11 protein-coding genes and 1 pseudogene are annotated in these 13,281 nt (G+C 65.0%); 7 read left to right on the top strand and 5 right to left on the bottom strand.

The features are described from left to right. Positions 1 to 34 precede the first annotated feature (34 nt). Positions 35 to 1,249, bottom strand: a complete 1,215-nt coding sequence (locus ML401_RS22945) for an NADP-dependent isocitrate dehydrogenase (RefSeq protein ID WP_211418936.1) — start codon at positions 1,247 to 1,249, stop codon at positions 35 to 37. 339 nt (positions 1,250 to 1,588) lie between these two features. Here ML401_RS22945 and ML401_RS22940 point away from each other — a divergent pair, with 339 nt between their 5' ends. After that, on the top strand, positions 1,589 to 2,788 hold the full coding sequence (locus ML401_RS22940; RefSeq protein ID WP_285807001.1) for a TrmJ/YjtD family RNA methyltransferase: 1,200 nt from the start codon (positions 1,589 to 1,591) through the stop codon (positions 2,786 to 2,788). Between the two features lie 242 nt (positions 2,789 to 3,030). Here ML401_RS22940 and ML401_RS22935 read toward each other — a convergent pair whose 3' ends face one another. From ML401_RS22935 to mddA, 3 genes are read right to left on the bottom strand one after another with little or no spacing between them, the layout of a single operon-like run. After that, positions 3,031 to 3,780, bottom strand: a complete 750-nt coding sequence (locus ML401_RS22935) for a hypothetical protein (protein ID WP_285807000.1) — start codon at positions 3,778 to 3,780, stop codon at positions 3,031 to 3,033. 36 nt (positions 3,781 to 3,816) lie between these two features. Next, entirely contained in the window at positions 3,817 to 4,794 is a 978-nt protein-coding gene (locus ML401_RS22930) for an NADPH:quinone oxidoreductase family protein (RefSeq protein ID WP_285806999.1), read from the bottom strand. Beyond that, positions 4,791 to 5,561 carry a methanethiol S-methyltransferase gene (gene mddA / locus ML401_RS22925; protein WP_285806998.1) on the bottom strand — a complete coding sequence of 257 codons (771 nt, stop codon included), beginning with the start codon at positions 5,559 to 5,561 and terminating at the stop codon, positions 4,791 to 4,793. Before mddA ends, ML401_RS22930 begins: the two co-directional genes overlap by 4 nt. A 147-nt stretch (positions 5,562 to 5,708) precedes the next feature. Between mddA and ML401_RS22920 the strand changes: the two genes are divergently transcribed. Beyond that, on the top strand, positions 5,709 to 7,262 hold the full coding sequence (locus ML401_RS22920; RefSeq protein WP_285806997.1) for an alpha/beta fold hydrolase: 1,554 nt from the start codon (positions 5,709 to 5,711) through the stop codon (positions 7,260 to 7,262). Between the two features lie 81 nt (positions 7,263 to 7,343). Here ML401_RS22920 and ML401_RS22915 read toward each other — a convergent pair whose 3' ends face one another. Beyond that, entirely contained in the window at positions 7,344 to 7,991 is a 648-nt protein-coding gene (locus ML401_RS22915) for a TetR/AcrR family transcriptional regulator (RefSeq protein WP_285806996.1), read from the bottom strand. Between the two features lie 246 nt (positions 7,992 to 8,237). On the opposite strand from ML401_RS22915, the gene ML401_RS22910 reads away from it, so the two are divergent. From ML401_RS22910 to ntrB, 5 genes and pseudogenes are all read left to right on the top strand, one after another. Further along, entirely contained in the window at positions 8,238 to 8,780 is a 543-nt protein-coding gene (locus ML401_RS22910) for an OsmC family protein (protein ID WP_194403154.1), read from the top strand. A gap of 36 nt (positions 8,781 to 8,816) precedes the next feature. Beyond that, positions 8,817 to 9,929 carry an acyl-CoA dehydrogenase family protein gene (locus ML401_RS22905; RefSeq protein WP_285806995.1) on the top strand — a complete coding sequence of 371 codons (1,113 nt, stop codon included), beginning with the start codon at positions 8,817 to 8,819 and terminating at the stop codon, positions 9,927 to 9,929. Positions 9,930 to 9,979: 50 nt separating this feature from the next. Then, positions 9,980 to 10,858 (top strand): sulfurtransferase, encoded by an 879-nt coding sequence (locus tag ML401_RS22900; RefSeq protein ID WP_259213942.1) that lies wholly within the window; start codon positions 9,980 to 9,982, stop codon positions 10,856 to 10,858. Between the two features lie 119 nt (positions 10,859 to 10,977). Further along, positions 10,978 to 12,357 (top strand): CmpA/NrtA family ABC transporter substrate-binding protein, encoded by a 1,380-nt coding sequence (locus tag ML401_RS22895; protein WP_285806994.1) that lies wholly within the window; start codon positions 10,978 to 10,980, stop codon positions 12,355 to 12,357. A gap of 84 nt (positions 12,358 to 12,441) precedes the next feature. Continuing rightward, positions 12,442 to 13,280, top strand: a pseudogene (gene ntrB / locus ML401_RS22890) (nitrate ABC transporter permease). The last annotated feature ends 1 nt before the right edge of the window (position 13,281 follow it).

The raw sequence follows: 13,281 nt of genomic DNA, 5'->3' as shown, positions 1-13,281 counted from the left end.
ATGTCTGGCCCAGTCGGGCGAAATTGCGGTCGGCTTACGCCGCCAGCTCCTTGGTGAGGTTCTCGGCGACCTTGTCGAGGAAGCCGGTGGTCGAGAGCCAGCGCTGGTCGGCGCCGACCAGCAGCGCGAGGTCCTTGGTCATGTAGCCGGCCTCGACGGTGTCGACGCAGACCTTCTCCAGCGTGTTGGCGAACTTGGCGAGCTCGGCATTGTTGTCGAGCTTGGCGCGGTGGGCGAGGCCTCTCGTCCAGGCGAAGATCGACGCGATCGAGTTGGTCGAGGTCTCCTTGCCCTTCTGGTGCTCGCGGTAGTGGCGGGTCACCGTGCCGTGGGCGGCTTCCGCCTCGACGGTCTTGCCGTCGGGGGTGAGCAGCACCGAGGTCATCAGGCCGAGCGAGCCGTAGCCCTGCGCGACCGTATCGGACTGCACGTCGCCGTCGTAGTTCTTGCAGGCCCAGACATAGCCGCCGGACCATTTCAGCGCCGAGGCCACCATGTCGTCGATCAGGCGGTGCTCGTAGGTCAGGCCCTTGGCGTCGAATTCCTTCTTGAACTCGCGGTCGAAGATGTCCTGGAAGATGTCCTTGAAGCGGCCGTCATAGACCTTCAGAATCGTGTTCTTGGTCGAGAGATAGACGGGGTAGTTGCGCAGCAGGCCGTAGTTGAACGAGGCGCGGGCGAAGTCGATGATGGAGTCGTCGAGATTGTACATCTCCATGGCGACGCCGGCGCCGGGAGCCTTGAACACTTCCTTCTCGATCACGGTGCCGTCCTCGCCGACGAACTTCATCGAGAGGGTGCCCTTGCCCGGGAACTTGATGTCGGTGGCGCGGTACTGATCGCCATAGGCGTGGCGGCCGATGATGATCGGCTTGCTCCAGCCGGGAACCAGGCGCGGCACGTTCTTGCAGATGATCGGCTCGCGGAAGATGCAGCCGCCGAGGATGTTGCGGATGGTGCCGTTCGGTGACTTCCACATCTGCTTGAGGTTGAACTCCTTCACCCGGGCTTCATCGGGGGTGATGGTAGCGCACTTGACGCCGACGCCGACCTTCTTGATGGCCTCGGCCGCGTCGATGGTCACCTGATCGTTGGTGTGGTCGCGGTATTCCATGCCCAGGTCGAAATAGAGCAGCTCGACATCCAGGAACGGGTTGATCAGCTTGTCCTTGATGTACTGCCAGATGATCCGGGTCATCTCGTCGCCATCGAGTTCGACGACGGGATTGGATACCTTGATTTTTGCCATGATCGGGGAAGCCTCTTGGAACGGCGCTTTTGGCGCGCCACGGGAATATCCGCCGCCTCTTAGCACCGCCGCGCGGCGGGCGAAAGCCAAGGGATTATGCACTTTTAGCTCATCCAGCTTCCCCAGACGGGGGGCGGGGAGCCGCCCTGCCGCAGGGCCGAATCCGGGGGATCCGGAGGAGATTCAAAAGTCGAATCCAACCCGTTATTTCCCTTGAGAATTTCGTCAGGACAGGCAAACGACAGACCGCGAGGGCGGGCGCCGATCCTGGGGCCGCCTGAATCAATTCCTCAGGCGGCCTTGCCAAGGCCTTGAGACGAAGCGTGAAAGCGAAGCGAGATGTCGGGGACTGACAAGAGCAAAACGGGCCTGTCCCTCGGCGGTCCCATCGTGATCCTGGTCGAACCGCAGCTCGGTGAAAACATCGGCATGGCCGCACGGGCCATGGGCAATTTTGCGCTGTCCGCCCTTCGCATCGTCAACCCCCGGGATGGCTGGCCCAACATCGCTGCCCAGCGCGCCGCCGCCGGCGCCGACCACATTCTGGAAAAGGTCGAATTGTTTGGCACGGTGGAAGAGGCGGTCGCCGACCTCGACCTCCTGTTCGCCACCACCGCGCGCCCCCACGACCAGGCCAAGCCGGTGGTCGGGCCGGAGGCCGCAGCGGCCGAGATCGCCGGGCACGTCGCGACCGGCGGCAGGTGCGGTATCCTGTTCGGCAGGGAGCGCTGGGGGCTGACCAATGAGGAGGTCGGGCTCTCCAATCGCATCATCACCTTCCCGGTCAATCCCGGCTTTGCCTCGCTCAACCTCGCCCAGGCCGTGCTGCTGGTCGGCTATGAATGGTTCAAGCGCGCGACCTCCGGCGAGCTGCCGCATGCCATGCCGGAGCGCTCCGAGCGCGCCTCGCAGCACCAGATGCAGGCCTTCTTCGACAACCTCGTGCGCGAGCTCGACAAGGTGGAATTTTTGCGGCCGGCCGAGAAGCGCGACACCATGCTGGTGAATCTGCGCAACATCTTCACGCGGATGGAGCCGACCAAGCAGGACATGCACACCCTCCACGGCGTGGTGATGGCGATTGCCGAGGGGCGCAAGGGCCCGGCCAAGGGGGGCGTGCTCGACGGCGAGCAGGCGACGCGCCTGCGCGCCCTTCTGGCCGAACACGGGCAGGGCGGCGGCGTCTCAGACAGCGGCTCGACCGTGCGCGGCCTCGCCCGTCTGCTCCGCCGCAACCCGACCGACGCCGAGCGCCTGCTCTGGCAGGCGCTGACCCGCGACCGCCGCTTCGCAGGTCAGTTCAAGCGCCAGACCCCGGTGGGGCGGCATATCCCGGACTTCGTCTCCTTCCCGCACCGGATCGCGATCGAGCTGGTCAACCCGGGCGAAGGCGAGGCGATCGCGGCCGACCGTGCGGGGCGGCGGAGCTGGCTGGAAGCGCGCGACTATCGGGTGCTGGACATTCGCGCCGCGGATGTGGAGCGGGATCTGGAGGCGGAGCTGGTGCGGCTTGCTGGGATGATGGAGCAGGCAACGTAGGTGCCGTCGCGGAAGGTCTCGCAGGGTCGGCAAAGCGACTTGTCTGCCGTAGCTCGAAGAGCGAAAGCGAAAATGTACCCACCCTCTCGATCAAGGGAGCTGAAACAGAAGTCGTGGGCACACCCCGCGGGACCGCGCTTGTAGTTTGCAGGGCGGGTTGGCGTAGCGTAACTCGCCTCTTTGCGATCCGAACGGAAAGAGCTGCGCTGGATTATGCCTTCGGCTAATCCACCCTCACACATCTATCGCCCGAGCAGCACGTCGCGCTCCACTGCGATCCATGTCGTCCGCGCTACGGCGAGCAACCTGCCACCTTCATCATGCAGCGCGGCGTCCGCGGTCCGCTTGCGGCCGTCGCGGCCGGTGGGCCAGGCCGTGATGATGCAGGGCTCGCCGGGGCGGGGGCGGGCCTCGATCCGGGCCGCCATCCGTCCGAGAAGGAGCGGTGTCTTGTCGTAGGTGCCGCTCTGCTGATTGCAATTGCAGGCGAAGCCGGTCGGGCAGTCGAGCGCCGACCAGAGGAATTCAGAAGCGACCAAGCCGTCCTCGGCGGCGAGGTCCGGATCCGGCGTCCAGCTCGCCGCAAGAACGGCGTTCTCTCGCCGGCGGCGGAGCGGCCCGGTGAAGATGCGCAGGCCGTCGCCTTGCGCACGCGCGGGGCCGCAGACGAAGCAGTTCGGCAGCGGATGCTCGTGCGGTTCGAACAGCGCCAGCAATCCGGCCGCGCGTGCGTCCTGCAAGCTGGCCGTCTCGATCCGGGCGAGCTCGACATTCGACGCCCTGCCTGTCGCAACGACCTTGGCGCCGTCGCGAAGCTCCCACATGCCGTCGTCGGTCGCGGCCGCATCGAGCGGCGTGTCCAGCGGCGGCGGCGCGCGCAGCGTCACCTCTGCGCCGCCGGGAATGTGCCGGGCCAGCCGGCCGCAGACATAGCCGCCATTGCCGGAGTTCGGAGGGCCGCAATAGCGGTTGGCGATGATGATTTCTGTCAACGTCGGACGTCCCTTTGTTGCCGTTGCCAGCCCATTCTATCGAATCCTGAGCACAATTCTTCCCTGAACCGTACGGTTGGCCACGGCGCGCATGGCGTCCGCGGCCTCCTCCAAAGGGAGGACGCGGTCGATATGCGGACGGATTTGTCCTTCGGCCAGCATTTGCATCAGCGTGTCGTTCATCCGCGCGGCTTCATCAGAGCATTTCTCCGCCCAGGCACCGGCGAAGACACCGACGATGGAATAGTTCTTCAGCAGCGGCAGGTTCATCGGAAGGGACGGAATCTCGCCGCCGGTGAAGCCGATCGGCATCAGGCGCCCGCCCCAGGCCATCAGCCGGGCCATCTGCTCGAAGATCGCGCCGCCGACATTGTCGAAGCCGATGTCGATGCCTTCTCCCGATGTGATCGCCTTGATCCGCTCGCGCAGATCCTCGCTGCGATAGTTGATGACCTCGCTGGCACCGTAACCGCGGACCAGGGCCGCTTTGTCGTCGGCGCCGACGCCGGCGACGACGCGCAGGCCGAGATGCCGGCCGAGATCGACGGCGGCAAGGCCAACCCCGCCCGCCGCGCCCGTGACGAACAACGTTTCGCCACGCTGGGCCCGTGCCCGCCCGACCAGCGCGTAATAGGCCGTGCCGTAATTGTGCAGCACCGTGGCCGCCGCTTCGAATGCGACGCCATCCGGCAGGCGCACGCTCTTCGATTCTTTCGCAATCATCCGCTCGGCGTAGCCGCCGGTCCAGCTGCTGCAGGCCACGCGATCGCCGGGGGCGAACCTTGTCACCTTGTCGCCGATGGCGATGACGGTTCCGGATGCTTCGGTGCCGGGCACGAAAGGCGTCGGCGGCCGCATCTGGTAGAGGCCGGAGACCAGCAACTGGTCCATGAAGCTGACCGACGCGGCATGGACGTCGATGAGGATCTCGTCAGCGGCGGGCCGGGGCTCGGTGATCTCACCGAGCCGCAGATCGCCGGGCCCGGTGAACGAATGGCACAGCACGGCTTTCATCGGGGCGCTCCCACAGGCCGGCGATCTTCGCTGCGGCGGCGCGCGAACAGGCCCGGCACCAGCATCGGAACGCGCCGGCGATAGTCCTGATACGTCGCCCCGAACACGGCGATGAGGTCCCGCTCTTCGAACTGCAATGCGACCAGGATGTAGGCCGTGTTGGCGAGCGCGAACAGCAGGTGCCCTTCCGTCATCTCGGGCGTGGCCCAGAACGCGAGCAGGAAGCCGAGCATGATCGGATGCCGCACGATCTTGCAGAGCAGCGGCGTCCGGAACGACTGGCCCGGCATCTCGGCCCCGCGCAGCGCGGAAAGAGCCTGGCGCAAGCCGAACAGATCGAAATGATCGATCATGTGGGTCGAGGCGAACGCGATCAGCCAGCCGAGCCAATGCACGGAGGTCAGCAGCCAGGCCGCAATACCGCTCGCCTGCCAGACCGGTGCAGGGATCGGTCGCCATTGCCAGAACAGCAAGAGGAGGATCAGGCTCGAGAGCAACACATAGGTGCTGCGCTGGCAGGCCTCGGGAATGAATCGGGCCAGCCATCGCTTGAAGGCCGGACGCGCCATGACGCTGTGCTGGATGGCGAACAGGCTCATCAGCAGCAGGTCGACGACGACGGCCTCGCTTACATTCGAAGCGGGACCGACATCGATGGACTTCGGCACGACATAATTGCCGACGAAACCGAGCGCGTAGAGAAATGAAACCGTGAAGACGGCATAGCTCACGAGGGCGTAGAGCAGGATTGCGAGGCGCGCGAACATGGGTTTTCCTATTGTGCCGATGGCGACGGTGCCGCATGCAGAGCCTGGGCGCTCGCCGGCGAGCAGGCTCGATCTGGCGCGACCGTATCCGCCGGACCGTCCCCTGCGCGTCCCCCGGAGAACGCAAGCCGGAAGAAGAGGATTTCCATGACGGCTTTCTCGCTGGAGACGTTCGGGTTCCCCGAGGTCTACGCCGACGGCCGCCCGATCAAGCTGGCCTTGCGCAAGGGGCTTGCGCTGCTGGTCTATCTCGGGGAGGCCAAGGGCACCGTCGCGCGCGAGATCATAGCCACGCTGCTGTGGCCGGAGACGCCCCGGGAGACCGGCCTTGCGCGCTTGCGGCGGCTGCTTCACCGCGTCGAGCTCACGCTGGGCCAAGCGGTGTTCGAGACCGACCGCACCAGTCTGCGATGGTCGCCGGACGTCGAGCTGAAGCTCGACTCGCGTCTGTTCGAGGACGCCTGCGATCGCGGCGCGTTCGAACAGGCGTGCCTGATCTACCGGGGCGACTTCCTGGCGGGCTTCGCGCCGGGAGACTGCCCCGAGTTCGACGACTGGGCGTTCTTCCGCCGCGAGGCGCTGCGGGGACGGCTGGTGCATGCACTGGAACGTCTCGTGCAGGACAAGAACGCGGCCGGAGATCATTTTGCCGCGACGGCACATGCGCAGCGCCTGGTCGAGCTCGATCCGCTCAGCGAAGTCTATGGCCGGCACTTGATCCGCAGCCTGCTGCTATCAGGCGACCGAAGCGCGGCAGAACGTCATCACGCGGCACTCACGCAGCGGCTGCGGGACGAGCTCGGGGTCGCACCGGAGGCCGAGACCGAGACGCTCATGAGTCCGGCCGCGGCACCGCACGCCGCTCCGACGACGCGCTACGTGAAGGGCGTCGGCGTGCATCTGGCCTATCAGGCCTATGGCAGCGGCCCGCTCGATATTCTGGTGATGCCGGGCTTCGTGTCGCATGTGGAGCGCGCCTGGGAGAGCCCTGCGAGCCGGACGTTCCTGGCGTCATTGATGAAGCTCGGGCGCCTCATCGTGTTCGATCGTCGTGGCATCGGGCTGTCCGACCGGGTCGGATCGGCGCCTGGTATCGACGTCACCGCGGAGGATATCGGCACCGTGCTGCGCGCGGTGGATTCGCGCCGCGTCGTGCTGTTCGGCGCGTCCGAATGCGGGCCGGCTTGCGTCAAATTTGCGGTTGATCAGCCGCGCGTCGTGGCCGGGCTCATCCTGTTCGGCGCTTTGGCCAAGGGATGCTGGTCGGAGGATTACCCGCATGCCTTGCGCGCCAGTCAGTATGACGCCTGGAGCAGGCATCTGGTCGCGCAATGGGGCGGGCCGGTCGGGATCGAGACCTTCGCGCCGAGCCTTGCGGGTGATCCGAAGGCGCGCGCCTGGTGGGCCGGATTGCTGCGCGCGGCGTCCAGTCCCGGCGGCATCTCGGCCGTGCTCGAAGCCTTTCGCGACGCCGACGTGCGGCACCTTCTGCCTGAGATCACCGTGCCGACGCTGGTGCTGCACCGGCGCGGCGACCGGGCCGTGCGGATCGCCGCCGGGCGGGATATCGCGAGCCGGATCAAGGGTGCGCAGTTCGTCGAGCTCGATGGCGAGGATCACTGGTTCTTCGCAGGCGATCAGCAGCCGGTGTTGGCGGCGATCGGGCAGTTTGTGGAGACGTTGAATCGTCCTCCGCCGTAGCCCGGATGGAGCGGAGCGCAATCCGGGAGGGCGTTCCCGCATTCCGCTCCGCTCCATGCGGGCTACAAAGTGAGAGAGCGATCACACCGCCTCCAAATGGTCCGCCCCGCGCCTCTTCTTCGTCTTTGCCTGACCGAGCAGGGGGCCCGCAGCGAGCGCGGCCGTATCGGCAACGCCGGGATCGCGCGACACCATCGCGGCGACGATCGCGCCATCGATGAGGAGGCCGAGTTGATGCGCGAGCACGACCGGCTCGTTTGATCCGAGCTCGCCGGCGAGCTTCTCGATGTGGCCGAGCACGATCTTCTTGTGCTTCAGCGCGATGTTCCGGAAGTGCTTGGCGTCCTTGTCGTGCTCGCCGACGGCGTTGATGAAGGGGCAGCCGTAGAAGCGCTCTTCGCCAAACCAGCTCTTCAGCGCCGGGAAGATGCGCGCCAGCTTGGCCTGCGCGTCGCCGCCGCCTTCCTCCATGGCGGCGATGAACCATTCGCGCCACTGCTTGCCTTCGCTCTCCAGCACTGCGTTGACGAGGTTGGTCTTGGAGCCGAACAGCTTGTAGAGCGTGGTCTTCGCGGTGCCTGCCTCCTCGATGATCGCATCGATACCGGTGGCGTTGATTCCGTTCTTGCAGAACAGATGCGATGCGGCGCTGAGCAGGCGCCCGCGCGCGGATTCGTCGTCGCCGATACCGGCGTGGGGCGAGGTCTTCTTCGATGACGTCTTGGCCATGGCGACGAACTTACCCGCAGCCGCGCGGTATCATCAAGCCGCATCTGTTTCGCGCCGAAAAGATTCGCATCGGCGCGCGCATCTGCATCGCCTTTGAGCAGAGCGCGGCTGATCAATCCGCGGGCAGCCACGTCTAAGCGGCTCCATCGCCTCGCATTTCGTTTTCCGCCCGCTTTGGCACGCCCCATGCAAGGAAACAGACCGTTCGGTATCCTGCCGTTTTCCACGGCTGCCAGGGAGAAAAAGATGACTGCCGTCGTTCAAAAGACAGTGCTGACGGGGTGCCTTGCGCCCATCGACAAGAATGGCCTCGAGCAACTGATCGCGAGCGGCAAGGCTAATCCGAAGGTCGTCAAGACCTTGAAGTGCAAGACGGTCGCGGAAGGCAAGTTCCGCCACGCCAACTATATCCGCAATCTGCCGCCCTACATCGTCGATGAGCCGCCGGGGCTCCTGGGCGACGACACCGCCCCCAATCCGTCGGAAGCCTCGCTCGCCGCGCTCGGCTCGTGCCTTGCAGTTGGCCTGCACGCCAATGCGGTGCACCGCGGCTGGATCGTCAACAAGCTCGAGCTCGAGCTCGAAGGCGACCTCAACATCACCGCGGTGTGGGGCACCGGCGACACCTCCGACAAGCCCGTCGGCTTCACCGACGTCCGCGTCAAGGTCGACATGGAATGCGAGGGCATCGCGCAGGACGAGATCGACGCGCTGGTCGCCCATGTCAAGAAATGGTCGCCGGTCGCCAACACCTTCACCCGTCCGGTCAATCTCGAGGTCGGCATCTAGCTGAATAGCAACCAGGACAAGGTGCGGGAGACGATCATGGGTTCACTGGCTTTATCGCGGGTCGAGGTTCTGGATCAGCCCGCACCTTCCATTGCAGGAGAAGTGGCGCGGATCGCACGGGAGCAACTCGCGCCGCTCGCGGCCGGCATCGACGACGGTTCGGTCTATCCGGCCGATTTGCTGCGCAAATTCGGCGAGGTCGGCGCCTGGGGAAGTCACGTGCCGCAAGAGGGTCCCGCCGATCTGCGCTGCGCGATCCAGGCCATGGCGGCGATCGGAGAGGTCTGCGGGGCCACGGCCTTCATGGCCTGGTGCCAGAACACGTTGGTTTGGTACGCCGCCAACTCGACCAACCTGAAGCTCGCAAAGCGCTTCGGCGATGCCTTCTCGACCGGCCGAGTGCTCGGCGGCACCGGGCTCTCCAATCCGATGAAGAGCTTCTTCGGCATCGAGAAGCTGAAATTGAAGGGGCGCAAGGTCGAGGGTGGCTATGTCGTGCGGGGGGCGCTGCCCTGGGTCTCCAACCTCGGTCCCGATCATTACTTCGGTACGATTTTCGAGCGCGAGGACACAGAGGAGACGGTGATGTTCCTCGCCGATTGCTCCGATCCCGCGATCACGCTGACGCCGTGCAAGCCGTTCATGGCGATGGACGGCACCGGCACCTATGGCGTGCAGTTCCGCGACGTCTTCGTGCCGGACGAATTGATCCTCGCCGATCCCGCCGGCCCCTTCGTCAAGAAAATCCGCGCCGGCTTCATCCTGCTGCAGGCCGGCATGGCGCTCGGCCTCATCAAGGACTGCATCAACATCATGGATGAGGTGGACAATCCCCTCGGCCATATCAACCGCTATCTGCCGCAGCAGCCGGTGCATTTCCGCGATCTCGCCGCCGAGCTCGAGGCCGAGACCATGGCGCTGGCGTGCGATCCCTACAACGAGGAGGAAACCTACTGGCGCAAGGTGATCGCGCTCAGGCTTCGCGCCGGCGAGGCCAGCGTCGCGGCGGCGCATGCGGCGATGCTGCATTGTGGCGCGCGCGGCTACCTCAAGAGCCACCGCGCGCAGCGGCGCCTGCGCGAGGCCTATTTCATTGCGATCGTCACGCCGGCTACCAAGCAGCTGCGCAAGATGCTCGCCGATTGCTGAGCTTCACGAGTCCACCCAGAAGACCCCCAACCTCAACGGAGAGGCCGCCAATGACGGACGTTCTGATTTCTGCCAGCGAACTTGCCGATCTCTTGAAGCTTGAACCCTGTGTCGTGATCGACACCCGCAATCCCGACGCTTATGCCGCCGGGCACCTGCCCAATGCCGTGAACGTGCACGAGATCTTCACGTTCCTTGCAACCTCGACGCCGGAGGGCATCAGCGAGCTGAAGACCAAATTCGCCGATGCTTTCGGCGCGGCCGGCCTCTCCGGCAAGGAAACGGCCGTGATCTACGAGCAGTCGATGAATTCCGGCTTCGGCCAGTCCTGCCGCGGCTACTACCTCCTCACCATGCTTGGCTATCCCAAGGTCAAGGTGTTGCATGGCGGCTTCGACGCGTGGGCAGCCGCGGGCTTCCCGGTGACGAAGGATGTCCCGGCGCCGGCGAAAGCCTCGTTCGCGATCGTACCCGAGGCCGGCGAGATCCTGATCGACGCCAAGACCATGCTCGCCGCGGTCGGCAAGCCCGGCATTGCCATTCTAGACGTGCGCGACGTCGACGAGTGGATTGGCGACAGCTCCTCGCCCTACGGCAAGGATTTCTGCCCGCGCAAGGGCCGTATCCCCGGCGCAGTGTGGCTGGAATGGTACCGCATGATGAAGCCGACCGCGGAAGGCCCGCGCTTCAAGTCCAAGGACGAGATTTTGGCGGAATGTGCCACCGTCGGCATCTCGCCGAGCACGCCAGTTTATCTCTACTGCTTCAAGGGCGCGCGGGCCTCGAACACGTTCTTGGCGCTGAAGAACGCCGGCGTGAAGGACGTGCGGATGTATTTCGGCTCCTGGAACGAATGGTCGCGCGATCCGTCGCTGCCGATTGAGCAGGGGCTGCCGGTGGCTGCCCAGGTAACAGGCAAGGCGGCATAGAACCTGCATGTTTCCCGTGGCCCGGCTGCGCAAGGGGGCAGCCGGGCCACGATGGAATTTTGGGCCGACGCGGCGGACAACGGCGTCCGCCGCACGGTGTGACAAAGGGGCGCAGAAACATGTCCACGTTTAACGATCCGTTCGATGCCGACCGCACTCTTCAGTCCGGATGTGTGTGCGGCCAGCACGCTTCTGCGGGAGAGCACGAGGCCGCGCTGCCCCTGCGCTGCGAGCCCGTTGAGAGCGAGGAGAAGCGCTATGAGGGCGTGGTTGCGTCTGCCGTGATGCGCGCCATGTTTCCGCAGGATGGGGCGCGGCGCGCATTCCTGAAATCGGTCGGGGCCTCCACTGCGCTCGCCGCGCTGTCGCAGTTCTTCCCGCTCAAGACCGCGACCGAGGTGTTCGCGCAAGCCGGCGGGCCGGAGAAAAAGGACCTCAAGGTCGGCTTCATCCCGATCACCTGCGCCACGCCCATCATCATGGCGGCCCCGATGGGATTCTATTCGAAGCACGGTCTGAACGTCGAGGTGGTCAAGACCGCCGGCTGGGCCGTGGTTCGCGACAAGACCATCAACAAGGAATACGACGCCGCGCACATGCTGGCGCCGATGCCGATTGCGATCTCGCTCGGCCTGGGTGCCAACCCGGTTCCATTTGCCGTCCCTGCGATCGGGAACATCAACGGGCAGGGCATCACGCTTGCCATGAAGCACAAGGACAAGCGCGATCCGAAGGACTGGAAGGGGATGAAGTTCGCAATTCCCTTCGACTATTCGATGCACAATTATCTCTTGCGGTATTATCTCGCCGAGCACGGTCTCGACCCCGACACCGACGTGCAGCTGCGCTCGGTGCCGCCGCCGGAAATGGTCGCGAATCTGCGCGCCGACAACATCGACGGCTTCCTCGCTCCCGACAACATCTGCCAGCGCGCGATCTATGACGGCGTCGGCTTCATGCACATCCTGTCGAAGGAGATTTGGGACGGCCATCCCTGCTGCAGCTTCGCCGCCAGTCGCGAGTTCATCACGACGGCACCGAACAGCTTTGCAGCGCTGACGCGCGCCATCGTCGATGCCACCGCCTTTGCATCGAAAGCGGAGAACCGCAAGCAGATCGCTGAAGCGATTGCGCCGGCCAACTATATCAACGCGCCGGTGACGGTGCTCGAGCAGGTGCTGACCGGCACCTATGCCGACGGGCTCGGCGGGGTGAAGACCGACGCCAAGCGCGTCGATTTCGATCCGTTCCCCTGGCAGTCCTTCGCGGTGTGGATGCTGACGCAGATGAAGCGCTGGGGCCAGATCAAGGGCGAGGTCGATTACAAGGCCGTCGCCGAGCAGGTGTATCTCGCCACCGACACCAAGAAGCTGATGACCGAAATGGGGCTGTCGCCGCCGGCGAGCGCCTACAAGTCTTTCGCGGTGATGGGCAAGACGTTCGATCCGGCCAAGCCGGAGGATTATGTGGCGAGCTTCAAGATCAGGAAGGCGTCGTGATGGGCTGGGCTCTCGTGTCCCGGGCGCGGCGCAGCGCAAAGCGGTGCGACGCAGAACCGGGACCCAAGCGGTGAGGTCGGCGCGATGAATTCCTCCCTCCGCCTCCGTGCGGGCCTCGTCTCCATCGTGCTGCTCGCTGCGTTTCTCGGCATTGGCACCTGGCCACGCGCTCGACCGGTGCTACCACGACGATGAGCCCGGAATACGCCAAGCTGATGGGCCTCACGGCGACGCAGGGCAAATCAGCGATGCCGGGACCGCTCGATGTCGGCGCCAAGCTGTTGGAGCATTTGAAACGGCCATTCTACGATAACGGCCCGAACGACAAGGGCCTCGGCATCCAGCTCGCTTATTCGATCGCGCGCGTCGGCACCGGCTATCTGCTTGCAGTGCTGGTCGCGATCCCGCTCGGCTTCCTGATCGGCATGTCGCCGCTGCTCAGCAAGGCGCTCGATCCCTTCATTCAGGTGCTCAAGCCGATCTCGCCGCTGGCCTGGATGCCGCTCGCGCTCTACACCATCAAGGATTCCTCGGTCTCGGCGATCTTCGTCATCTTCATCTGCTCGATCTGGCCGATGCTGCTCAACACCGTGTTCGGTGTTGCCAGCGTGCGCAAGGAATGGATCAACGTGGCGCGCACGCTCGAAGTCGGCACCGTCAGGCGCGCCTTCACCGTGATCCTCCCCGCCGCGGCGCCGACGATCCTGACCGGAATGCGCATCTCGGTCGGCATCGCATGGCTCGTCATCGTCGCCGCCGAGATGCTCGTCGGCGGCACCGGCATCGGATATTTCGTCTGGAACGAGTGGAATAATCTGTCGATCACCAACGTCATCATCGCAATCCTGCTGATCGGAGTCATCGGCATGCTGCTCGACCAGATTCTGGCGCGCTTCACCCGCATGGTCACGTTTCCGGAGTAGA

The organism is Bradyrhizobium sp. 62B, from assembly GCF_030272265.2.
In the GTDB taxonomy this organism is placed as follows: Bacteria; Pseudomonadota; Alphaproteobacteria; order Rhizobiales; family Xanthobacteraceae; genus Bradyrhizobium.
This window is presented reverse-complemented; position numbering and strand designations above follow the sequence as displayed.

What these genes read in the sequence shown, in the direction of transcription:
- ML401_RS22930 (WP_285806999.1), bottom strand. Translation starts at nt 4,794, where the DNA reads ATGAAAGCCGTGCTGTGCCATTCGTTCACCGGGCCCGGCGATCTGCGG.
- ML401_RS22910 (WP_194403154.1), top strand. Translation starts at nt 8,238, where the DNA reads ATGACTGCCGTCGTTCAAAAGACAGTGCTGACGGGGTGCCTTGCGCCC.
- ML401_RS22900 (WP_259213942.1), top strand. Translation starts at nt 9,980, where the DNA reads ATGACGGACGTTCTGATTTCTGCCAGCGAACTTGCCGATCTCTTGAAG.
- ML401_RS22920 (WP_285806997.1), top strand. Translation starts at nt 5,709, where the DNA reads ATGACGGCTTTCTCGCTGGAGACGTTCGGGTTCCCCGAGGTCTACGCC.
- ML401_RS22905 (WP_285806995.1), top strand. Translation starts at nt 8,817, where the DNA reads ATGGGTTCACTGGCTTTATCGCGGGTCGAGGTTCTGGATCAGCCCGCA.
- ML401_RS22945 (WP_211418936.1), bottom strand. Translation starts at nt 1,249, where the DNA reads ATGGCAAAAATCAAGGTATCCAATCCCGTCGTCGAACTCGATGGCGAC.
- ML401_RS22915 (WP_285806996.1), bottom strand. Translation starts at nt 7,991, where the DNA reads ATGGCCAAGACGTCATCGAAGAAGACCTCGCCCCACGCCGGTATCGGC.
- ML401_RS22895 (WP_285806994.1), top strand. Translation starts at nt 10,978, where the DNA reads ATGTCCACGTTTAACGATCCGTTCGATGCCGACCGCACTCTTCAGTCC.
- ML401_RS22940 (WP_285807001.1), top strand. Translation starts at nt 1,589, where the DNA reads ATGTCGGGGACTGACAAGAGCAAAACGGGCCTGTCCCTCGGCGGTCCC.
- mddA (WP_285806998.1), bottom strand. Translation starts at nt 5,561, where the DNA reads ATGTTCGCGCGCCTCGCAATCCTGCTCTACGCCCTCGTGAGCTATGCC.